The 18,928-nt window shown below is 64.3% G+C and carries 23 protein-coding genes and 1 pseudogene; 11 read left to right on the forward strand and 13 right to left on the reverse strand.

Going from position 1 to position 18,928, the window contains the following annotated elements:
• The first annotated feature begins 541 nt into the window (after positions 1–541).
• From BX604_RS20945 to tkt, 4 genes are all read left to right on the forward strand, one after another.
• Positions 542–1,030, forward strand: coding sequence for a Spy/CpxP family protein refolding chaperone (locus BX604_RS20945; RefSeq protein ID WP_098552475.1), 489 nt, complete (start codon positions 542–544; stop codon positions 1,028–1,030).
• Between the two features lie 79 nt (positions 1,031–1,109).
• A complete protein-coding gene (locus BX604_RS20950) occupies positions 1,110–1,427 on the forward strand; it encodes a hypothetical protein (RefSeq protein ID WP_098552999.1) in 318 nt (105 codons plus the stop codon).
• Between the two features lie 350 nt (positions 1,428–1,777).
• On the forward strand, positions 1,778–2,557 hold the full coding sequence (locus BX604_RS20955) for a PRC-barrel domain-containing protein (protein WP_098552476.1): 780 nt from the start codon (positions 1,778–1,780) through the stop codon (positions 2,555–2,557).
• Positions 2,558–2,638: 81 nt separating this feature from the next.
• Positions 2,639–4,714, forward strand: coding sequence for a transketolase (gene tkt, locus BX604_RS20960; RefSeq protein ID WP_098552477.1), 2,076 nt, complete (start codon positions 2,639–2,641; stop codon positions 4,712–4,714).
• A gap of 23 nt (positions 4,715–4,737) precedes the next feature.
• Here tkt and pgm read toward each other — a convergent pair whose 3' ends face one another.
• The gene (gene pgm / locus BX604_RS20965; RefSeq protein WP_098552478.1) at positions 4,738–6,414 is read right to left on the reverse strand and encodes a phosphoglucomutase (alpha-D-glucose-1,6-bisphosphate-dependent); all 1,677 of its coding nucleotides are present in this window, start codon (positions 6,412–6,414) and stop codon (positions 4,738–4,740) included.
• A 165-nt stretch (positions 6,415–6,579) separates the two neighbouring features.
• Positions 6,580–6,798: a hypothetical protein gene (locus tag BX604_RS20970; RefSeq protein WP_089448720.1), complete on the reverse strand. Its 219-nt coding sequence runs from the start codon at positions 6,796–6,798 to the stop codon at positions 6,580–6,582.
• Positions 6,799–7,174: 376 nt separating this feature from the next.
• On the opposite strand from BX604_RS20970, the gene BX604_RS20975 reads away from it, so the two are divergent.
• Complete coding sequence (locus tag BX604_RS20975; protein ID WP_098552479.1) at positions 7,175–8,464, forward strand: cation:proton antiporter; 1,290 nt, start codon at positions 7,175–7,177, stop codon at positions 8,462–8,464.
• Between the two features lie 124 nt (positions 8,465–8,588).
• Here BX604_RS20975 and BX604_RS20980 read toward each other — a convergent pair whose 3' ends face one another.
• Positions 8,589–8,747: a DUF3309 family protein gene (locus tag BX604_RS20980; RefSeq protein WP_098553000.1), complete on the reverse strand. Its 159-nt coding sequence runs from the start codon at positions 8,745–8,747 to the stop codon at positions 8,589–8,591.
• Between the two features lie 477 nt (positions 8,748–9,224).
• On the opposite strand from BX604_RS20980, the gene BX604_RS20985 reads away from it, so the two are divergent.
• Positions 9,225–9,404 carry a hypothetical protein gene (locus tag BX604_RS20985; RefSeq protein ID WP_098552480.1) on the forward strand — a complete coding sequence of 60 codons (180 nt, stop codon included), beginning with the start codon at positions 9,225–9,227 and terminating at the stop codon, positions 9,402–9,404.
• Positions 9,405–9,519: 115 nt separating this feature from the next.
• Here BX604_RS20985 and BX604_RS20990 read toward each other — a convergent pair whose 3' ends face one another.
• On the reverse strand, positions 9,520–9,666 hold the full coding sequence (locus BX604_RS20990) for a DUF3096 domain-containing protein (protein ID WP_098552481.1): 147 nt from the start codon (positions 9,664–9,666) through the stop codon (positions 9,520–9,522).
• Between the two features lie 367 nt (positions 9,667–10,033).
• On the opposite strand from BX604_RS20990, the gene BX604_RS20995 reads away from it, so the two are divergent.
• On the forward strand, positions 10,034–10,210 hold the full coding sequence (locus BX604_RS20995; RefSeq protein ID WP_098553001.1) for a CsbD family protein: 177 nt from the start codon (positions 10,034–10,036) through the stop codon (positions 10,208–10,210).
• 122 nt (positions 10,211–10,332) lie between these two features.
• On the opposite strand, the gene BX604_RS21000 is transcribed toward BX604_RS20995, so the two are convergent.
• Both BX604_RS21000 and BX604_RS21005 read right to left on the reverse strand, forming a co-directional pair.
• Positions 10,333–10,671, reverse strand: a complete 339-nt coding sequence (locus BX604_RS21000; protein WP_098552482.1) for a hypothetical protein — start codon at positions 10,669–10,671, stop codon at positions 10,333–10,335.
• A 67-nt stretch (positions 10,672–10,738) separates the two neighbouring features.
• Positions 10,739–10,933 carry a hypothetical protein gene (locus BX604_RS21005; protein WP_098553002.1) on the reverse strand — a complete coding sequence of 65 codons (195 nt, stop codon included), beginning with the start codon at positions 10,931–10,933 and terminating at the stop codon, positions 10,739–10,741.
• 265 nt (positions 10,934–11,198) lie between these two features.
• Between BX604_RS21005 and BX604_RS21010 the strand changes: the two genes are divergently transcribed.
• The gene (locus tag BX604_RS21010; protein WP_098553003.1) at positions 11,199–11,471 is read left to right on the forward strand and encodes a hypothetical protein; all 273 of its coding nucleotides are present in this window, start codon (positions 11,199–11,201) and stop codon (positions 11,469–11,471) included.
• A gap of 190 nt (positions 11,472–11,661) precedes the next feature.
• Here the strand turns inward: BX604_RS21010 and BX604_RS21015 are convergent.
• A pseudogene (locus tag BX604_RS21015) lies at positions 11,662–12,251 on the reverse strand (fatty acid desaturase); the annotation flags it as partial.
• 81 nt (positions 12,252–12,332) lie between these two features.
• A complete protein-coding gene (locus tag BX604_RS21020) occupies positions 12,333–12,551 on the reverse strand; it encodes a glycine zipper 2TM domain-containing protein (RefSeq protein ID WP_098553004.1) in 219 nt (72 codons plus the stop codon).
• Positions 12,552–12,975: 424 nt separating this feature from the next.
• On the opposite strand from BX604_RS21020, the gene BX604_RS21025 reads away from it, so the two are divergent.
• Together BX604_RS21025 and BX604_RS21030 are read left to right on the forward strand one after the other, a co-directional pair.
• Positions 12,976–13,695, forward strand: a complete 720-nt coding sequence (locus BX604_RS21025) for a Crp/Fnr family transcriptional regulator (protein WP_098552483.1) — start codon at positions 12,976–12,978, stop codon at positions 13,693–13,695.
• A gap of 245 nt (positions 13,696–13,940) precedes the next feature.
• Entirely contained in the window at positions 13,941–14,144 is a 204-nt protein-coding gene (locus BX604_RS21030; protein ID WP_226279825.1) for a hypothetical protein, read from the forward strand.
• Positions 14,145–14,405: 261 nt separating this feature from the next.
• Here BX604_RS21030 and BX604_RS21035 read toward each other — a convergent pair whose 3' ends face one another.
• The 3 genes from BX604_RS21035 to BX604_RS39060 form a co-directional block, all read right to left on the reverse strand.
• Positions 14,406–14,723: a hypothetical protein gene (locus BX604_RS21035; RefSeq protein WP_257146370.1), complete on the reverse strand. Its 318-nt coding sequence runs from the start codon at positions 14,721–14,723 to the stop codon at positions 14,406–14,408.
• The gene (locus BX604_RS39055; RefSeq protein WP_179894835.1) at positions 14,720–15,091 is read right to left on the reverse strand and encodes a hypothetical protein; all 372 of its coding nucleotides are present in this window, start codon (positions 15,089–15,091) and stop codon (positions 14,720–14,722) included. The genes BX604_RS21035 and BX604_RS39055 overlap by 4 nt, the downstream gene beginning before the upstream one ends.
• A gap of 185 nt (positions 15,092–15,276) precedes the next feature.
• Positions 15,277–15,618 (reverse strand): hypothetical protein, encoded by a 342-nt coding sequence (locus BX604_RS39060; protein ID WP_179894836.1) that lies wholly within the window; start codon positions 15,616–15,618, stop codon positions 15,277–15,279.
• Positions 15,619–15,797: 179 nt separating this feature from the next.
• Here BX604_RS39060 and BX604_RS21045 point away from each other — a divergent pair, with 179 nt between their 5' ends.
• Complete coding sequence (locus BX604_RS21045; protein WP_098552486.1) at positions 15,798–16,820, forward strand: helix-turn-helix domain-containing protein; 1,023 nt, start codon at positions 15,798–15,800, stop codon at positions 16,818–16,820.
• Between the two features lie 123 nt (positions 16,821–16,943).
• Here the strand turns inward: BX604_RS21045 and BX604_RS21050 are convergent, their stop codons facing one another.
• Both BX604_RS21050 and BX604_RS21055 read right to left on the reverse strand, forming a co-directional pair.
• Complete coding sequence (locus BX604_RS21050) at positions 16,944–17,162, reverse strand: glycine zipper 2TM domain-containing protein (RefSeq protein WP_244110368.1); 219 nt, start codon at positions 17,160–17,162, stop codon at positions 16,944–16,946.
• A gap of 161 nt (positions 17,163–17,323) precedes the next feature.
• Positions 17,324–18,871 carry a GH36-type glycosyl hydrolase domain-containing protein gene (locus tag BX604_RS21055; RefSeq protein WP_257146371.1) on the reverse strand — a complete coding sequence of 516 codons (1,548 nt, stop codon included), beginning with the start codon at positions 18,869–18,871 and terminating at the stop codon, positions 17,324–17,326.
• Positions 18,872–18,928 lie beyond the last annotated feature (57 nt).

Here is an 18,928-nt window from a genome sequence, read left to right on the forward strand (position 1 = left end):
GGTAATGCTTTCGATGGGCCGGGGTGGCACTCATCCTGGTGACACCGCCCATCGACGGCGGATCGCTGGCGGGGAACGTCCCCTCGGCGACTTCGTCGACATTGCGTTCGCTCTAGCCGCCGTTCGTATGCTGCTCTCGATACCTGCTGCGCATAACCGCCTCCAGGGAGCTGAGTGCCGGACGAGGCTGGCCCGGATTCGACGGGCTGCGTGCGGGCGACACGCCAGCGTGGAATGCCGTCGGTCACGACGCCAGCATAGGCCCGATTTGAAAACTCCACCGGGCACGCGCGCGGCTCGCGTCGCAGCCGGATCGGCCGTGATCTCGACTCATCTGGACTGCGCCGATAAGCGCGCATGCCGGTCCGCGCAAGCGCAAGGCCATTCCGGTTCCACTCGCCAGGTGGACCGGCAAACCGTTCGGCACCGGACAGACTGAGCCCGCGCATCCCGCGTAGAGTTGAGCTATCGGGCCGAATTCGCCGCCGACCGGATGCGTCGCGGTACATCGACTCCTTCCCGATTTTTACCAGGATCCGCCATGACACTCGCTCTTCTCCCCCTCCCCCGACAGATTGCCAGCGCGTTCGCCGTGGCGGCGACAGTTGCCCTCGGCACAGCCGTCTTCCCCGCGCTCTCGATTGCCGCCGGACCCGCACCGGGTCAATCACAGCCCCACGTCATGACCGTGGCCGCCCAAAAGTCGGTCGACGGGCGCATCAACAGCCTGCACCAGCGACTTGGCATCACACCCGGCCAGGAATCCCTGTGGCAGCCAGTCGCGCAGGTCATGCGCGATAACGCGAACGCGATGGAGACGCTCAGGAAGATCCGTAGCGATCATGCGAGCAGCATGAGCGCGATGGACGATCTCCACTCCTATGGCGATGTCGCCAACGTGCACGCCGATGGCGTCAAAAAGCTGACCACGGCATTTCAGCCGCTGTACGACAGCATGTCCAATACGCAAAAGCAGAACGCGGATGCGATTTTCCGTGGCAACGACCACCACCTGATCAAGAAACAATAGTTCCGGACCGTCCGCCGATACCGGCTGTCGATGGCAGTCACTGACCAGCGGATTCCGGATTCGTACACAGGAGAACATGATGGACGTTTCTATCGGACATGCACGTCGAACCACAATGGCGCCGAGATCGGGCATGCGACTCGTCGGCCTGATAGTCGCGATCGGCTGCCTTTTCGCCGCACCGCCGTTGCATGCGGAGAGAATGAATCACGGTTTGGACCAGGGCAATCACGCGCGCATGACACATCAGGATGGTCGTCACTACGGCCATTACCGGAACGGTGGCCACGACGGTTATAACGGCGACGAGGAGTATGCGTATGGCGCGCCTCCGATGGTTTACGCGCCGGTACCGGAACCGGGCATCTCGCTGTTCATGCCGCTGCGGCTGCGCTGAGACACGAACCGAATCCGGCAGCCTCGGTCGCCCGGCAGCCCGTCGACGTGTTGATCCTAACTGCTTCGCGATCCTGATGATGAAGACCGAGAGGATGTTCCGCGACATATCGGGAAGGGTGGCTCGCCGCCGGATGGATCACCCCCGTGCTCAAGCGGGTGCATGCTTTGTACGGTTTCGTACCGCATCGGCCATTCGGCGCGTGTAGCGTTTCAACCATGCCGACCATCCGAGGGTACGCGATCGGCAGGAATCGCTCCGCACCAACGGACGAACGACTGGATGCCACGGTGTGGCAGGCAGTTCAGCCAGATCACCGACGTGCCGGGCATCGCTCTGGCGAGGACATCATGTTGCGAAGCATCCGAAGATTGCATGGAGACACGGTTCGAGCGAAGGACGGCGATATCGGGCACATCCACCAGGCCTACTTCGACGATGACAACTGGTGCGTCCGTTACCTCGTCGTCGAGACGGGCGACTGGCTGCACGACAGGCCGGTGCTGATCTCGCCGTATTCAGTCACGCATGCCGAATTCCGCACGCTATATGTCAGCCTGACGCAACAGCAGGTGAGAGACAGCCCGAACATGGACACGCACAAGCCGGTATCCCGCCAGCACGAAATCGAGATCCTGCGTTACTACAACTACCCGACTTACTGGGGCGGCCCGAACCTTTGGGGAATGGGCGCGTACCCGGCTTTCGATCCCGCGGGGCCGTCGCAGGACCCTGAAGCGGGCGATCCCATTTTCTCGCATACTGCGCCGGCCAGCGCAGCGGCAGATACGCATCTGCACAGCACCGGCGAGGTCGACGGATATCGGCTCGAAGCCACGGACGGACATATCGGCCACGTGTCGGACTTCATTTACGACGATGAAGCCTGGGTGATCCGCTATCTGGCGATCGACACGTCGAGCTGGTGGTCGACCGGCAAGGAAGTGCTGGTCGCGACCCACTGGCTCGACCAGGTGGACTGGTCAACGGAAACGATATCGACCACGCTCACGCGCGATGCAATCCGCCGGAGCCCTCTATACGACGATTCGCAGCTCGTTCATCGCAGCTACGAAATCGAGTTGCACGACTTCTACGGCAAGCACGGCTATTGGCACGGAGACCGATGACGCAGACCCGCGCAACGGGTAGCCAACGCAACCACCATGCCGTACGGGATTTCCCGTGACCGGACGCCAGGGAGCAACTGCATGACCTCAGCCGTTTTCCCGCCAACCGAAGATTCGGCACTCGATACGCTTTGCATCAATACGCTGCGCTTCCTGTCGATCGATGCCGTGCAGAAAGCGGCGAGCGGTCATCCGGGCTTGCCGCTGGGCGCAGCACCGATGGCCTATTCATTATGGATACGCCATCTCAAGCATCATCCCGCCAATCCGGCGTGGCTTGATCGGGATCGCTTCGTCCTGTCGGCCGGACATGGCTCGATGCTGTTGTACAGTCTGCTTCACCTGACCGGCTACGACCTGCCACTCGACCAGATCGGTCGCTTCCGGCAATTGGGCAGCCTCACGCCCGGCCATCCGGAGCGCGGCCTGACGCTCGGCGTCGAAACGACAACCGGCCCGCTCGGCCAGGGCTTCGCCAACGCCGTCGGTATGGCGATTGCGGAGACACAGCTTGCTGCGTGCTACAACCGCCCCGGCTTCGAGATCGTCGATCACCACACCTACGCGCTCGTCAGCGACGGCGACCTGATGGAAGGCGTCGCAGCGGAAGCCGCATCGCTGGCCGGCCATCTCCGGCTCGGCAAGCTGATCTGCCTGTACGACGACAATCGGGTCACGCTGTCCGCCGGCACCGCGATCACCTTCACCGAAGATCGCGCGCAACGGTTCGACGCCTACGGCTGGCATACCGAAACGGTCGACGACGGCAACGATCTGGCCGCCATCGACGCGGCGTTGGTCAACGCGCGTGCCGAGCAACTGCGTCCGTCGTTGATCCTCGTGCGCACGCATCTCGGCTACGGCTCGCCCAACCGGCAAGACACGTACCAGGCTCACGGATCGCCGCTCGGCGACGCCGAGGTGCACCTGACCAAGCACAACCTCGGTTGGCCGCCCGACCCCGCGTTTCATATCCCCGCACCGGCGCTCGCGCATTTTCGCCGGGCGCTGGCGGAGGGGCAAATACGGGAAGCGCACTGGAACACCTTGTTCGCAGCCTATGCGCGCGTGTTTCCCGAGCTGGCGGAGATGCTGCTGAGCTCGGTGCGCGGCGCGCTGCCCGACAGTTGGGACCGCGATATCCCGGTCTTTCCGGCCGATCCGAAAGGCATGGCGACGCGGGTCGCATCCGGCAAGGTGCTGAACGCCCTCGCCCCCCGCGTCCCGTCGCTCATCGGCGGCTCCGCCGATCTGAATCCCTCCACCTTCACCGCGCTGACCGGGCACGGCGATTTCGAGGCCGCCGACATGAACGCGCTCGACCGGCAAGGTTCCGACGGCGGCGGCTGGAGCCGCAGCGGCCGCAATCTGCATTTCGGCGTGCGCGAGCATGCAATGGGCGCGATCCTGAACGGCCTGGCGGCCCACGGCGGCATCCTGCCGTTCGGTGCGACCTTCCTGATCTTTTCGGACTACATGCGTCCACCGATCCGGCTCGCCGCATTGATGCGTCTGCAGGTGATCTACGTGTTCACGCACGACAGCCTCGCCGTCGGCGAGGATGGTGCGACGCATCAGCCGATGGAACAGCTTGCCGGCCTGCGCGCGGTCCCAGGCCTGCTGGTGATTCGACCGGCCGATGCCAACGAAACGGCCGTCGCGTGGCGCGTGGCGCTCGAAGCGCGAGAACGGCCGACCGCGCTGATCCTGACCCGCCAGGACGTGCCGACCATCGATCGCCTCCGGTTCGCGCCGGCAGAGGGCTTGCGGCGCGGCGGCTACGTGCTCGCCGATGCCCCCGACGGTCGCCCCGCGCTGATCCTGATCGCGACAGGCTCGGAAGTCGGGCTCGCGCTGGCAGCGCACGCCGAGTTGCTCGCGCGCGGCGTGGCGGTTCGGGTGGTGTCGCTGCCCTGCTGGAGATTGTTCGACGCTCAGCCCCAGTCGTATCAGGACGCCGTGCTGCCGAAGTCGGTCGGTGCGCGGCTGGCGATCGAAGCGGGCGTGTCGCAAGGCTGGCACCGCTATGTCGGCGATCGTGGCGACGTACTCGGCATTGCGGGTTTCGGCGCGTCGGCGCCGGGCGCCGAGCTGATGCGCGATTTCGGCTTCACGGTCGAGAACGTCTGCGACCGCGCACTGAAACTGCTCGCGTGACCGTTGGGCGGCCCATGCGCGTATCAGGCGTTCGAGCCGCCACCGGCATCGCACGTGCCGGTTTCGAGCACCGCGTCGACCATCGACTGCGCATCGGACACGATGCGCGCCACGTGATCCTCTCCGTTGAAGCTTTCCGCATAGATCCGGTAGAGATCTTCGGTGCCCGACGGCCGCGCAACAAACCAGCCGTGCTCCGTCATCACCTTGATGCCCCCGATCGCGGCCCGATTGCCCGGCGCCCGATCGAGTATCCGGACGATCGCCTCTCCCGCCAGTTCGGTGTGCGTGAACTGATGCGGCGTTAGCCGCGCCAGCAGCGCGCGCTGCTCAGGTGTGGCTGCGGCCTGTACCCTCCGTTCGGCGGGCGCGCCGAAGCGGTGCGCCAGGTCGCGGTAATGCTCCGCCGGATCGCGGCCGGTTCGGATCGTGATTTCGGCCGACAGCAACGCGGGAACGATGCCGTCCTTGTCGGTCGTCCAGGGTTGCCCGTCGAGCTGCAGGCAGGTGGCCCCCGCACTCTCCTCGCCGGCGAACCCCAGCGTGCCGCCGAGCAATCCGCCGACGAACCACTTGAAGCCGACGGGCACTTCGTAGATTGCGCGATCGCGTGCGCTGGCGACACGATCGATCATCTCGCTGCAGACGACCGACTTGCCGACCGCCGCGCGAGCGGGCCATTTCGGCCGATGCGCGAGCAGATAGTCGACAAGCACCGCGAGATAGTGATTGGGCGGCAGCAAACCGTCGCTGCGTGTGACGATCCCGTGCCGGTCGTGGTCGGTATCGCACGCAAACGCGACATCGAATTGGTCTTTCCGCGCGATCAGGCTCTGCATCGCATACGGCGACGACGGATCCATGCGGATACGCCCGTCCCAGTCGACGCTCATGAAGCGAAAAGTCGGATCGACTTCCTCGCTGACGATCGCGAGATTCAGTTGGTAACGCTCGGCAATCGCACCCCAGTAGTGCACGCCGGCGCCGCCGAGCGGATCGACGCCGAGCCGGATCGGCGCGCCGCGCAGGATGTCCATGTCGATGACGCTGGCCAGGTCGTCGACATACGCCGCGAGGAAGTCGTACCGGTGCGTCGTGGCGGCATTCGATGCCGTCGACAACGAGGCGCGGCTCACCCCCGCGAGCCGCGCCTCGAGCAGATCGTTCGCGGCCGCTTCGATCCATCGGGTGACGTCCTCCCCGGCTGGGCCGCCGGTCGCCTGGTTGTACTTGATGCCGCCGTTGTCCGGCGGATTGTGCGACGGCGTCACGACGACGCCGTCGGCGAACCCGGCATTGCGTCCCCGGTTGTACGTCAGGATCGCGCGCGAAACGGCCGGCGTGGGCGTGTATTCACCCGGCGGCGCCAGCATGACCTCGACGCCATTGGCAGCCAGCACTTCAAGTACGCTCGCCTGCGCCGGTTCGGAAAGCGCATGCGTATCGATGCCGACAAACACCGGACCGTGGATGCCGTGCGAACGTCGATACCGGCAGATCGCCTGCGTGATCGCGAGGACATGCCACTCGTTGAAGCTGCGGGTCAACGCGGAACCCCGGTGTCCTGACGTGCCGAACGTCACGCGTTGCGCCGGGACTGCCGGGTCCGGCATATCGGTGTAGTACGCGGTCACGAGGCGGGGAACGTCGATCCACAGCGCGTAAGGCGCGAGCCGGCCTGCCAGCGGACTGACGGGCATCGCGGCCGGCGCGCCCGGCGGGTCGGATGTAGCGGGATTCAACATGCCTCCTGTCTGGGACACAGCCGCCATTCTCGTTCGAGCGCGAGCCATGACTACCGCCACGCGCCCGGCGGATGGCGGGCGCCGCCGCGCCCCCTCGAACGCGCGACGCGGCGGCCGTGCTCAATGCGCGGCCAGCTTGCCCGCTCGACGCTCGAGCATGAGGAGAAGGGCGATGATGCTGACGAGATGCATGCGTTCCGAGGGTGCCAAACGGCCATGTTCCAGAATCGATTCCAGCCGAATGCGCCAGAGGGCCCATGGCGCAGGCTCACCGAGCGTGACGCGTGCAATGAGTCGTTCAAGTGAACGTAGATCTCCCTCGATTGCTGTATGCGCCATGGCCATGCTCCGGTTGTCATGAGGATCGGCGAACAGTCTATGACGAAGCACTGCTCCGCTCTGCCCGCTACCGTACATCGCGTGCATGCCGCTTCGGGCGCGCCTTCCCGGCCGCGTCAGCCGCAGCCACGCGTCATTTCGATCGCGATGGTTGCGACGGTTGCGCCCGGTTCTTTGTCCGCCATCGGACAGACGCCGGACCGACTCGCTGCGAACGTGGTACGACCGGAGCGATATTGTGCGACGAATGCGAGACATCGACGCCCGGTCCGGTGTGTGCCGTCCCGCGCGTGCCGCGTGCAGCCTGGACGACACCGCATGGCGACATGCGCTCGACGCGCGGCGAGCGCGACGTTACCCATGCAGGACATTCAAAGTGACCGAAACCATCGGATGCCTCATCTTCGGAGCCCTGCTGATTTTCATGGGACTCATCGGGTCGTCGCTCAAGCGTCTGCCGCTGAGCGCGGCCATGGTGTATCTCGGGATCGGCTTTCTGATCGGACCGGCCGGCCTCGGCTTCCTGTCGCTGACATTGCCGGACGACGTCACGCACTTGCGCATCGCAGCCGAAATCGGTTTGCTGATTTCGCTGTTCGCGATCGGCCTGAGACTGCGTGTCCCTCCCGCCGATCCCCGCTGGATGCTGCCGCTGCGGCTTGGCATCGTCGCCATGATCTTCACCGTCGCGTCGATCGCCGCGCTCGGCGTGCTGGTGCTGCATTTGAGTCTCGGTGTCGCGGTGCTGCTGGGCGCGATGATCGCACCGACGGACCCGGTGCTCGCTCATGACGTCGGCGTGCGCGACGCGGGCGACGTCGAACTGGTGCGCTTTTCGTTGTCCGGCGAAGGCGGGATCAATGACGGCACGGCCTATCCGTGCGCGGTGCTCGGCCTGCTTTTGTGCGGTTCCGGCACGACGTCGGCGCTTCACTGGAGCATGGTCGGCGGCATTGCATGGGGCATCGCCTCCGGTGTAGGCGCCGGCTGGCTGCTCGGCCTGGCCACCGCCCGGCTCGTCGCGTTCCTGCGCAGCCGTCACGGACAGGCGCTCGGCCTCGAAGGGTTCTTCGCGCTGGGCCTGATCATGCTGTCATATGGCGTGGCGCTCGCCATTCATGGCTACGGGTTCCTGGCCGTGTTCGCTGCGGGCGTCGCGATGCGGCGCGTCGAGCATCGCACGAGCGGCCGGAAGACGTCGAAGGAGACGGTCGGCGTCGTGGACAGCGAGGATGTCGAAGCCACTTCCACCGACCCCGACAAAGCTCACGCCTTCGTCGCTGAATCGGTCATGGGATTCACGATCGAGCTGGAACACATCGCCGAAGCCGTGTTGATCCTGCTGATCGGCGCGCTCGTCTCCCGCTATTGGGCCGACATGCTCACCTGGACGGGCGCGGCCGTGGTCGTGACACTGCTGTTCGTCATCCGGCCGGCCTCTACCTGGCTCGCGCTGACCGGTTCTCGGGCGTCGCGCCACCAGCGCCGGCTGATCGGCTGGTTCGGCATCCGCGGCGTGGGTTCCCTGTATTACCTGATGCTGTCCCTCGAGCACGGGCCGCGCGCGGAACTGTTGCCGCTGGTTCCGCAGGTACTGGCCATCATCGCCGTGTCGATCGTGCTGCACGGCATTTCAGCCGCGCCGCTCATGCGCCGCTATGCGTGAGATCCGGGCGGACGCCGTGGCGCGCTGCGCGCCAGGGTCGAGCGGTCCGGTACGATGCCGTCCGGCACGCAAGGTGCCGGGCGGCCGTCTTTCCATGAACCTGCGGCGTCGATGATGTCCCGCGTCACAGCCTGCCCAGCAGCATCAGGACGAGCAATACGATCAATACCAGGCCCAGCAATCCGCTTGGACCATACCCCCAGCCGTTGCTATAGCGCCAGGTCGGGATCACCCCGATCAGCAGCAGCACGACAACGATCAGTAGAAGAAGTCCCAATGACATGTCGTCTCTCCTCAATCGATCATCCGGCCGGTCATCGCGCAGTGCCTTCACGCCGATGGCCACGGAATGCAATCGAACCGATGTTGCCGTCGATATGCTCCCGCCTCGACGCGCGCACACGCCGTTCGCGTTGAAATCTGCGGTGCCGTGTCTCGAATGCCGGAGTAGCCGGGACGTAAGCCGCCCTGCCCCTTCATGCAGGACACGTGCTCGATGCACCCGGTTCGGAACGTGCATCGATTCTTTCGATATCAAGGTAGACGGACGCGGGCGTGGAGTCTGTCCGGCAACGTACCGGACGCACACGGATCATCGCGGACATCGCCGAAAAGCACCCGCATGACGATTTGAAGCGACGCTAACCGCCACTGCACGGCATCGTACCGACTCTCCCCTTTGTCTCGCCCATTCTGTGTCTGCACGCATTCGCGGCAGTGGTCGATATCGATACGCAGTACGCTCCCGTCAGGAGGAACTATGAAACATCATTCAGGCACACCACTTGATCAACGCGATCAGGCGACCCGGCAGAAGCAGCGGGAAGATCTCGCCCGCGCCGACATCGAGCGGTCCGAAAAGCGCATCCGTCAGGATGCCGGCATCAATTCCAATGCGAGCAAATGGCGTTATTCGCGTCCCGACAATCGGGCGAGATGAGCGACGCTAGGCGCCTCGTGGCCGCCACGAGGCCGGGCCGGCGTTCAGCTCCGTGTCCGGGGCCCATACCGTCCGATTTTGCGAATGGTCCGGCAGCGCGGAAGGCCCTCCGGATTCAGTGGAGATGTCCGCCGAACAGCCCGAGCAACCCGATGACGATCAGGTAGATCGCAACGATGTAATTCAACAGACGGGGCACCACAAGAATCAGAATGCCCGCGATCAACGAAACCAGCGGGCCCGCGCTCGTGAGAGTGTGCATATACCCTCCGCAAGATTGAAAACGACCCATGGATCGTGGCGTTTGTCGAACTGGCGATCACCGGCGTCGGACCTGTCGGTCGCCATGCATCCCGAAACCGCGCGGCCAGTAGCCGGGATCGATCCCGGAGTGCCCGACGGCAACGCTCGTCGCTGCATGACTCGATCGAGGTTATTCATGGATATCCCTGACGCTACACACAGGCAAATGCGAATGCGGTACGAAAGCGTACCGACTGCCATCACGATGGCGCATAGCATGTGTTCGGGCGCCTTGGATGTCGTGCGCTAAGCGCCCGATACGAGGCTTCGATCGGTTCGTGGCTTCGTATCGGTGAAACAGGCGACCCATGCCAAGGAGCAATGTGATGAACAGGGATCAAGTGAAAGGCCGCATCGCGGAAGCAAAAGGCAAACTGAAGGAAATGATCGGCAAGGTCATGGGGAATCGAACGACCAGAATGCAGGGCACGGTCGAGCAGGTCGTCGGGAAGACGCAAGCCTCATTCGGTGACGCGAAAGCGCAATTTAAGAGGCGACCGTAGGGTGTTCGCTCGAACCGTTCCGAAGCGCCACGCGATCGGGAAAATTACGGTCGACTCGCCGGGTGCCGATAACACACATGGCACACGTCCGCACCCGGCACATTCCGTTTCCCGGCCGGCCGTCATGATGCGGCAGTGTGTCGGGCGTCGTCGCTGTGCGCGGCGGCAAGTGGTGTGTGCTGCTCGTCTCCCACGCCGGGAAAGAATGCGTTCCACACGTCTCGGACACCTTTCGCGGCAGTCGCATCCGCTCCAATCGTCTCCTGGTCGCTCGAACTGGCCGGATCGGCGCGCAAGCCTCGCCAGCGCGTAAAGGCGAGCACCGGCTTTTCCGTCCATTCGCCGTCGCCAAACTTCGCAAATGCCGTGTCGCCGCTCACCAGACGCACCTCATACCATCCGTCGCGAACAGGCGCATAGCGGTCCAGCACAAACCATCGTGTAGATTGGATTTTTACCATTCCTCATAGGTCCATGGATCGTTGTACAGGACAAAAACGCCGGTCCCGTACGGTCGGCGCGTGCGCGCTAATCGGCGCACCGATTCAGCCACATCCGGCCTGCGGCCGTCATATTGATCGAGCCGCCGGTACGCGATTCGTTCGCGAGACCGCGAGTCAACAGTTCATTGGCTATGGCGCGCGGGATATCGGCCTGGGAATCGGGAATTCGATCAAGTGATTTGAGGGCCTCGACGGCCTCGGGCGAAAGTGGGACGTACATGGCAGCCTCCTCGGTATCGAGTCCATCCTGAACCGGACGACACGCGCTGGTCTGTACGGCAGCGACTATTCTCTGAGGCGGGTTCTTCAGAAGCCGCTCTGCAACCCGGTGCTTCATCCGCATCGAAAATATGATTCGGCATCCGATGTTTTCATTGCGAAACCATTGTCGGGCGCGCACACTGAGGATACCTGCCGGTTTTTTGTCAAGGCATCGGCGCCCTTGAATCCTTCGGCGTCAACGGTTGCTCTGTCAGGAGCAAAGCATGACCATCCCCACTCTCGAATATCGCGGACATGAACTTCGTGTCTATTCACAAATGCTTTTCCCGCCGTTCGGCGATCCCCACGCCCCCGGTCCGAAGCGCTTCGGTTCGATCGTACGCATCGATACGATCCCGGCGACCTCGGCAGCGGCGCCACGGTACTCGACCATTTTCGAGCATGGCGCCCCGCAGACGGCGGCGCTCGCACTCGACCTGGCGATGCAATTCGGCAAGGACATCGTGGATGGCAAGATCGCCCCTCGAGCGATATGATTCGTCCGCCGCCCCCGTCTCGATGCGGGCACCGATTCCAATGCGAGCAAGTGGCGCCATTCGCGCCCTCGCATGCCGGTGTTCCGCATCGCGGGTCGCGGGCGGCCCCCGATAATCACGCATACCGGCACAGGCGCATCGAAAAATCGGCGATCGCGTCGATGCCGCTCTGGTCCGCGCAACGGCACCAATTCTTGTGCAGTTCTTCTCCGCCGATCACGATGCCCAGCGGGAAAAGGTTGGTGCTCGCATCGGACGTCGCGAAATTCCGATAACCGTTGAAGCGACCGCAACCGTTGACCACGCCGCCACGCCGGGCAGCCCGAACAGCCCGGCGTCGATCACGGCCAGCAGCCCGACGCCAAGATTCGGATAGCGGGCATAGACGCCGCGTTCGAGCCAGTCATCCGGCGTACCCGATCCGTATCGGCGCAGCGTTTCCTCGTTGCGCGCTTCCGCGCGGTACAGTTCCGCGCCGCGCAGCAGCACGGTCGCGAGGCCGCGGGTTCGCGGGCTGTGCGGATCGTCCGGAGTCTCGCTCCTCGCGTGATGCTTGCGATGCACCGCGACCCATTGCAGGGTCAGCATGCCGGTCGTCAACCACAGCCAGAACCGGAAGAAGTGATCGATGCACGGATGCAGATCCAGTGCGCGATGCGCCTGACAGCGGTGCAGGTACACCGTCACACCGACGACGGTGACATGCGTGAGCGCGATCACGACCCACGCAAGCTGCCACCAGGACAGCCTCAGCTCACCGTTCAGAAGAAATGCCGACATACCGCTCGCACTTCACGCCATGCTCGCATCCGCGCGCTTCGCCATGACGGCAGGTACGCGTACCGATTCCCTTCGGCCAACCTATTTCCCGACCTGATTGCCGACAACCCCGCCGACGGCCGCTCCGCCAACGGTGCCCAACGCACTGCCGCCCGTCAGGACCGCACCTGCGACGCCGCCGACACCGGCGCCGATCACGGTATCCGTTCCACGGTGGGACATATCGCCGCAACCCGCCAGCACGATCGTCGTCATGGTGACGATCGCCGTCCCGACCGCCACGGAATGTAGCTTTCTCATGATCATCTCCTCGGGTCGCCGCGGCGCCGTCCGGTCCGGCAAGGCGCGCAAAAACCCCTGGGCTGACGTCCCGATGAAATTCGGGACGTCGATTCACGATGGGGGGTAAATCGCGCGCAGTCCGTCCGCTAACGTACCCGCTCGCATCTCGACCGACCGTCTCACGGAAGCACTGCTTGCGCCGCGCCCAGCGCCAAGCCTGGCGTTGACCTGACTTCCTTGTAGGCGACACCGTGCGGCGAACGGCTCCGTGAGCCTTGCCGACCACGGCCGTCCCCGGCTCATCGGGAAATTGGGCATGTTTCGGCCACCGTACCGTCGAGTTGCGAGCGACGAGATACGATAGCGAATCCGGCTCAATCCCCGCTGCGCCCGAATCGACCGGACAACTCCGTCGCGCCAGATGCGAGCCCAGGAGCCACGCATGCCAGACAACCCGCCCGTCACCGAAAATCACCTGCTTGCCGCATTGCCGGAGGACGAGCTTGCACGCATCACCCCGAACCTGACGATCGTCGACATGCCGCTCGGAAAAGTGCTGTACGAATCGGGCGGCCAGCTTCAACACGTCTTTTTCCCGACCACGTCGATCGTCTCCCTGCTTTATGTGATGGGGGACGGTTCGTCCGCCGAAATCGCGATCGTCGGCCATGAAGGCGTGATCGGCGTGTCGCTGTTCATGGGCGGCGAAACGACCCCGAGCCGGGCCGTCGTGCAAAGCGCGGGGCAGGCGTATCGCCTCGACGCGCGCATCCTGAAAGAAGAATTCCGGCGCGGCGACGCGATGCAACGGCTGCTGCTGCGCTACACCCAGGCGCTCATCACGCAAATGGCACAGACCGCCGTATGCAACCGGCATCACTCGATCGATCAGCAACTGTGCCGCTGGTTGCTGCTCAGCCTTGACCGGCTTCCCTCGAACACGCTGCGCATGACGCAGGAACTGATCGCCAATATGCTGGGGGTGCGCAGATCGGGCGTGACGGAAGCGGCATTGAAGCTGCAGGACGCGGGCCTCATCCGCTACAACTACGGCCATATCGAGGTGCTGGACCGGTCCGGGCTCGAAAAGCGCGTGTGCGAATGCTACAGCGTGGTCAAGCGCGAATTCGAGCGCCTGCTTCCTGACCTGAAGCGGCTCTAGGAATCCGTCCGCAACGCGGCGCGGTCCGAGGCCGTCTGCTTCACCGATCCAGGACGGCCGCAAGAACCGGCGATACCATCAAACAGCGCAGCAATCCGACAACGGCTCCCGGCCTGCAACGGCGCTGGCCGACACTGCGCGGCATCGTACCGACTTCTTCGTCCTGCCCGGTCATCCTGTATTCGACACGCGTGCGTCGTCGATGCCGATACGCCCGTGCAAGACGAATTCACGGGAGCAGGCAGATGAACGACCGCAAGCAGAAAGACGACGCCGTCAGGCAGCAACGCCGTAAATACGAGCAGGACAACGCAACGGACGACGGTATGCCCGTCGCGCCCGAAGTGCCGACACATACGCGCCCGGCCGGGCAAGAGCGGCTGCGGACCGCGAAGCAACGAATCGCCGATTCGAGAAAGCGCTGGGGCATGACCTATCCGCAGAATTGAGCACGCACCGTGATAATGATGCGGCGTTGCTCCCGACACAGGCGGAGCATGACATTCGCGCTCCGCGTTGTCGTGCGTGCGTCCCGCAGGCTGCGTCGCCGATGCTCCGGCATCAGTCCTGCTGGCGCAGGCGGATCAAGAATTCGGCAATGGCCTTGACCCGCGCTGCAGTGACGGGCGGTAAAGTCATCGAGAAAGCCTGCCTTTTCAAGTTCGATTGAAGGCGGCGTCGTACGGAGCCTTGCCCGCGAGATGCGCCGGTCACACCAACTTGCGGAAAATGGCGTCGAATTTGTTTCTGGAAAAGCAACGGCCGGACAGTTCATCCCCGAACCGGTTGTCCTGGAACCACTGGATCAAGCTGTGCCACTGGCGCATCGATTCGACGGCGATCATGCGATAGGGAACCCCGGAGTCGTTCCGGACGGCGATCTGCATGCGGGGAAGCGACGCCCACAGGCGGACGGTCTCGATCGAAAGCCCCGCCACGATTTCTGCGTCGAACGTCGCGAGGCTCGCACCGGCGACGATGCGGCTTTTCGTGGCGACGAGCGGTAACGCGGCCTGGTCGGGGATCACGCCGGCGACATCCGATGGCGATGCGGGCAAACCTTCATCGCAAGCCATTGCCGTTCGTTTACAACGAAAGGCGTGCCCTCGGTCCAGCACACGATGACGTAACCGTTCGAATGCGCGAGGTATCGCAGGCGTCTGCCGCTGCCGGCATCGACGCGATCCCTGCAATCGAATGCCGGCTTCGTGACGGTAGCGGGCAAATCGTCGGGATTGAATCCGTCATGCACAACGGCAAATGAGCCCTTTTCCAGAACGAGGGCCGCGCGCTCGCCATTCGCCCGACAGCGCTTCAATTCAGCGAGCGCCAGTCCGGCCAGACTTTGCGGACCGAACGTCTGCGCCAGTCGGGCAGCCAGTGCTTCGGTATTCATGTGCCGCTCCCCCAGCAATCGCCTGGCCACCCTTCGAAGGATGGCTTAATCATCGATCGGTATGCCGATCGATCCGTCCGAGTGCTTGAGCAGTCTAGTATCGGGCGAACAATTCTTCTGTCCGCTACCGTGCCCGGGATTCGCAGCCGAGCGCAACACGCGGCCGCGCGGCATGGAGTAGCCGGTCAGCAGATTACGGGCGGTGCAGCCGGTTCAGGCGGGCTGCCGTCGGGCTCGTCGACGAGCATCCGGAGAATTCGCTGCAGTTGCCGAGCGCATCGGCGAGCATCCTCGGGAGCATTCGCATCGATCGCCTCGAGCAGGCTGACGAATGCAATGAGGAAGGAATCGGAGACGGGCGTCTCACGCGCATGCTCGCGCAGATAAGCGCTATAACCGAAAACGCGCTGAATGAATTCGATCTGGTGAGCGGCAAATTCGTCATCGCCCACGGAAGGCGGCACAACGGCGAGAACACTGTCGGACAACGAAGGAGGAAGACGGATGTAAGACGGGCGATCACTCATGCGGGTCTCGTGAAACGCACGAGCGCGGCGTGAATGCCCGAAGCACGGACGCTGTTTCACGACGGAAGGCGCCTATGCTATAAGTGTCTCTAGGATTTGACATGCCAACGCTCATCGTATTCTTTCATCGGCCACGCGTGATGTCAAATCAATTTGACACCAAACTTAACTATCGATCCATGCGATTTGATTGGGGCAAGTTGTTCGACGAACTGAAGCGCGAGGGACAGTTCGGCAGCGATGCGCAACTGGCCGACAGCCTGGGGCTGACGCGCGCGCAAATCTCGGCATGGCGCACCGGCAAAAGCGATCTCGGCATCCTGACCAAGATCAAGATCCTCGATGCGCTGGGCCACGACACGTTGCGTACGTCGCTGTCGAGCTTGCTGCCCGAGAAAAACCGGGAAACACAGGCCGTACAGCATGCGAAGCTGCTTGCGCGCATCGACCGAATCCGCTCGGGAGCAGACGTCGAGCCCGCCAAGCGGGGCGACGCAGCCTACTCGCCCGTAGCAGCGAACAATCTTCTTGGCGAATTGCCCTTGGACGAGCGCAAGCGCATCGAGCCCCATCTGTCGTGGGTCGCGCTGCCGCTTGGGCATGTGGTGTATGAACCGGGCGATCACCTGAGCCACGTCTACCTGCCGACGACCGCGATCATTTCGATGCTGTACGTGATGGAAAACGGTTCGTCCGCGGAGATTGCCGTGGTCGGACGCGACGGGCTGCTGGGCGTCGCGCTGTTCATGGGCGGTGAAACGATGCCGAACCGGGCCATCGTCCAGAGCGCGGGCGAAGCGTTCCGCCTGAGCGGACAGATCGTGAAAGAGGAATTCGCGCGCGGCGGCGCGTTGCAGCGCGTGTTTCTGCGCTACACGCAGGCGCTCATCACCCAGATGGCGCAGACGGCCGTGTGCAATCGCCATCACTCGATCGCGCAGCAATTCTGCCGCTGGCTGCTGCTGAGCCTCGACCGGCTGGATTCGCGCAACGTACGAATGACGCAGGAACTGATTGCCGACATGCTCGGCGTGCGCAGAGCCAGCGTGACGGAAACCGCAAAACGGCTTCAGGAAGAAGGCATCATCCGTTATTCGCGCGGATTGATCGAAGTCGTCGATCGCAGCGCCCTCGAGCGGCGCGTGTGCGAATGCTACATGGTAGTCAAGAAGGAAAGCGACCGGCTGCTGTCGCAAAAGTAGGTCATGCCCGGGCTGCGTCCCCCCATCGGCATGACCCGCATACCTGCCGAACGCGTTTCTCAGCCAGTCGATGTCCATGTCGTCCCAATCGCCCATGTACCGGGTCTTCCGAAAACGCCCGACCTATTTCCCGACCTGATTGCCGACAACCCCGCCGACGGCCGCTCCACCAACGGTGCCCAACGCACTGCCGCCCGTCAGGACCGCACCGGCGACGCCGCCGACACCGGCGCCGATCACTGTATCCGTTCCGCGGTGGGACATATCGCCGCAACCCGCCAGTACGATCGCCGTCATGGTGACTATCGCCGTCCCGACCGCCACGGAATGTAGCTTTCTCATGATCATCTCCTCGGGTCGCCGCGGTGCCGTCCGATCCGGCGAGGTGCGCGGAAGCCCATGCGCTGACATCCCGATGAAATTCGGGACGTCGGTTCATGATGGGCGGTGAATCGCGCGCAGTCCGTCCGCTAACGTACCGGCCCGGGTGCCGACCTGTCGCCTCACAGAAGCACCGCTTGCGCCGCCCCCAGCGTCACGACCACGCTGTGACGCCGACCGTCGTCCACGAGTCGCACCATCGCTTCTCCGGCGGCGAGCCGCACGCCATCCACGACGAGGCGGGACACGCCGCCGCTGACGTCGTCCGGATTCTCGACGACGATGTCGTAGCGCGACGCCCCGTGGCGCAGCGTTGCCCTGAAGCCCGGCCAGGATCGCGGTATGCACGGTTGAATGGACAGCATGTCGCCATGCCTGCGCAGGCCGAGCAGGCCTTCGACGCCCGCACGATATAGCCAGCCCGCCGAGCCGGTGTACCAGGTCCATCCGCCGCGGCCGACATGCGGCGCGACCGAATAGACGTCGGCCGCGACCACGTACGGCTCCACCCGATAACGATTCGCGCCGCTGCGCGTGCGGCTGCGATTGACTGGATTGAGCAGTGCGAACAGCTTCGCGGCGCGATCTCCGTCACCCATTTGCGCAAACGCAAGCACCGACCACGTGGCCGCATGCGTGTATTGGCCGCCGTTTTCCCGGATGCCCGGTGGATAGCTCTTGATATAGCCGGGATCGACCGGCGATCGATCGAACGGCGGCGCGAACAGCAATGCCAAGCCATCGTCGCGGCGGATCAACCGCGCTTCCAGCGCGTCCATTGCCTGCGCGGCGCGCGCCGGGTCCGCCGCGCCCGACAGCACGCTCCACGACTGCGCGATCGCGTCGATCGCACATTCGGCGTTGCCGGCCGAGCCGAGCGGCGTACCGTCGTCGAAGTAGCCACGCCGATACCACTCGCCATCCCACCCCGCATCGGCGAGCGCATCGCGCAACGCGCCGGCGCGCGTCAGCCAGCCCGCCGCCAGTTCGCCCGAGCCGCGCGCTGTGGCGAGCGGGGCGAACGCCGTGAGCGTCGCATGCAGGAACCACCCGAGCCAGACGCTTTCGCCCCGCCCGGCCTCGCCGACCCGGTTCATGCCGTCGTTCCAGTCGCCCGTGCCGAACAGCGGCAGACCATGCTCGCCGACCTGCGCGAGACTCGACTCCAGCCCGCGCACGCAATGCTCGAACAGCGACGCGCTCGTTTCCGAGATGCGCGGGATGAAGAACGCGTCGTGCTCGTCGGCGGCCAGCGGTCGCCCGTCGATGAACGGGATCGACGCATCGAGAATCGCGCGGTCGCCGCTGACGTCGACGTAGTGCGCAACCGCATGGGCGAGCCAGACGCGGTCGTCGGAGATCCGCGTGCGCACGCCGCTGCCGCTTTCGGGCAGCCACCAGTGCTGCATGTCGCCCTCGGGAAACTGGCGCGCCGCCGCCCGCAGCAGATGCTCGCGCGTCAGGGCCGGGCGGGCGACCGCGAGCGCCATGCCATCCTGCAGCTGGTCGCGAAAACCGTACGCGCCGCTCGCCTGATAGAAGCCCGCACGCGCCCAGATCCGGCACGACAGCGTCTGGTACAGCAGCCAGCGATTCAGCATCAGATCCATCGCGCGATCAGGCGTTTCGACCTGAACGGCGCCGAGCGTCTCGTCCCAGAACGCCGTCACGGCGGCGAATATCGCGTCGAGATCCGCCCGACGGTAACCCGCTCGGTGCGTGGGAGC

The sequence above is a fragment of the Burkholderia sp. JKS000303 genome (genome assembly GCF_002563755.1).
Classification (GTDB): Bacteria; Pseudomonadota; Gammaproteobacteria; order Burkholderiales; family Burkholderiaceae; genus Burkholderia; species Burkholderia anthina_B.

Coding starts and splice junctions, on each gene's coding strand:
- BX604_RS20945 (WP_098552475.1), top strand. CDS start 542: ATGACACTCGCTCTTCTCCCCCTCCCCCGACAGATTGCCAGCGCGTTC.
- BX604_RS20950 (WP_098552999.1), top strand. CDS start 1,110: ATGGACGTTTCTATCGGACATGCACGTCGAACCACAATGGCGCCGAGA.
- BX604_RS20955 (WP_098552476.1), top strand. CDS start 1,778: ATGTTGCGAAGCATCCGAAGATTGCATGGAGACACGGTTCGAGCGAAG.
- tkt (WP_098552477.1), top strand. CDS start 2,639: ATGACCTCAGCCGTTTTCCCGCCAACCGAAGATTCGGCACTCGATACG.
- pgm (WP_098552478.1), bottom strand. CDS start 6,414: ATGCCCGTCAGTCCGCTGGCAGGCCGGCTCGCGCCTTACGCGCTGTGG.
- BX604_RS20970 (WP_089448720.1), bottom strand. CDS start 6,798: ATGGCGCATACAGCAATCGAGGGAGATCTACGTTCACTTGAACGACTC.
- BX604_RS20980 (WP_098553000.1), bottom strand. CDS start 8,747: ATGTCATTGGGACTTCTTCTACTGATCGTTGTCGTGCTGCTGCTGATC.
- BX604_RS20985 (WP_098552480.1), top strand. CDS start 9,225: ATGAAACATCATTCAGGCACACCACTTGATCAACGCGATCAGGCGACC.
- BX604_RS20990 (WP_098552481.1), bottom strand. CDS start 9,666: ATGCACACTCTCACGAGCGCGGGCCCGCTGGTTTCGTTGATCGCGGGC.
- BX604_RS20995 (WP_098553001.1), top strand. CDS start 10,034: ATGAACAGGGATCAAGTGAAAGGCCGCATCGCGGAAGCAAAAGGCAAA.
- BX604_RS21000 (WP_098552482.1), bottom strand. CDS start 10,671: ATGGTAAAAATCCAATCTACACGATGGTTTGTGCTGGACCGCTATGCG.
- BX604_RS21005 (WP_098553002.1), bottom strand. CDS start 10,933: ATGTACGTCCCACTTTCGCCCGAGGCCGTCGAGGCCCTCAAATCACTT.
- BX604_RS21010 (WP_098553003.1), top strand. CDS start 11,199: ATGACCATCCCCACTCTCGAATATCGCGGACATGAACTTCGTGTCTAT.
- BX604_RS21020 (WP_098553004.1), bottom strand. CDS start 12,551: ATGAGAAAGCTACATTCCGTGGCGGTCGGGACGGCGATCGTCACCATG.
- BX604_RS21025 (WP_098552483.1), top strand. CDS start 12,976: ATGCCAGACAACCCGCCCGTCACCGAAAATCACCTGCTTGCCGCATTG.
- BX604_RS21030 (WP_226279825.1), top strand. CDS start 13,941: ATGAACGACCGCAAGCAGAAAGACGACGCCGTCAGGCAGCAACGCCGT.
- BX604_RS39055 (WP_179894835.1), bottom strand. CDS start 15,091: ATGAATACCGAAGCACTGGCTGCCCGACTGGCGCAGACGTTCGGTCCG.
- BX604_RS39060 (WP_179894836.1), bottom strand. CDS start 15,618: ATGAGTGATCGCCCGTCTTACATCCGTCTTCCTCCTTCGTTGTCCGAC.
- BX604_RS21045 (WP_098552486.1), top strand. CDS start 15,798: ATGCGATTTGATTGGGGCAAGTTGTTCGACGAACTGAAGCGCGAGGGA.
- BX604_RS21050 (WP_244110368.1), bottom strand. CDS start 17,162: ATGAGAAAGCTACATTCCGTGGCGGTCGGGACGGCGATAGTCACCATG.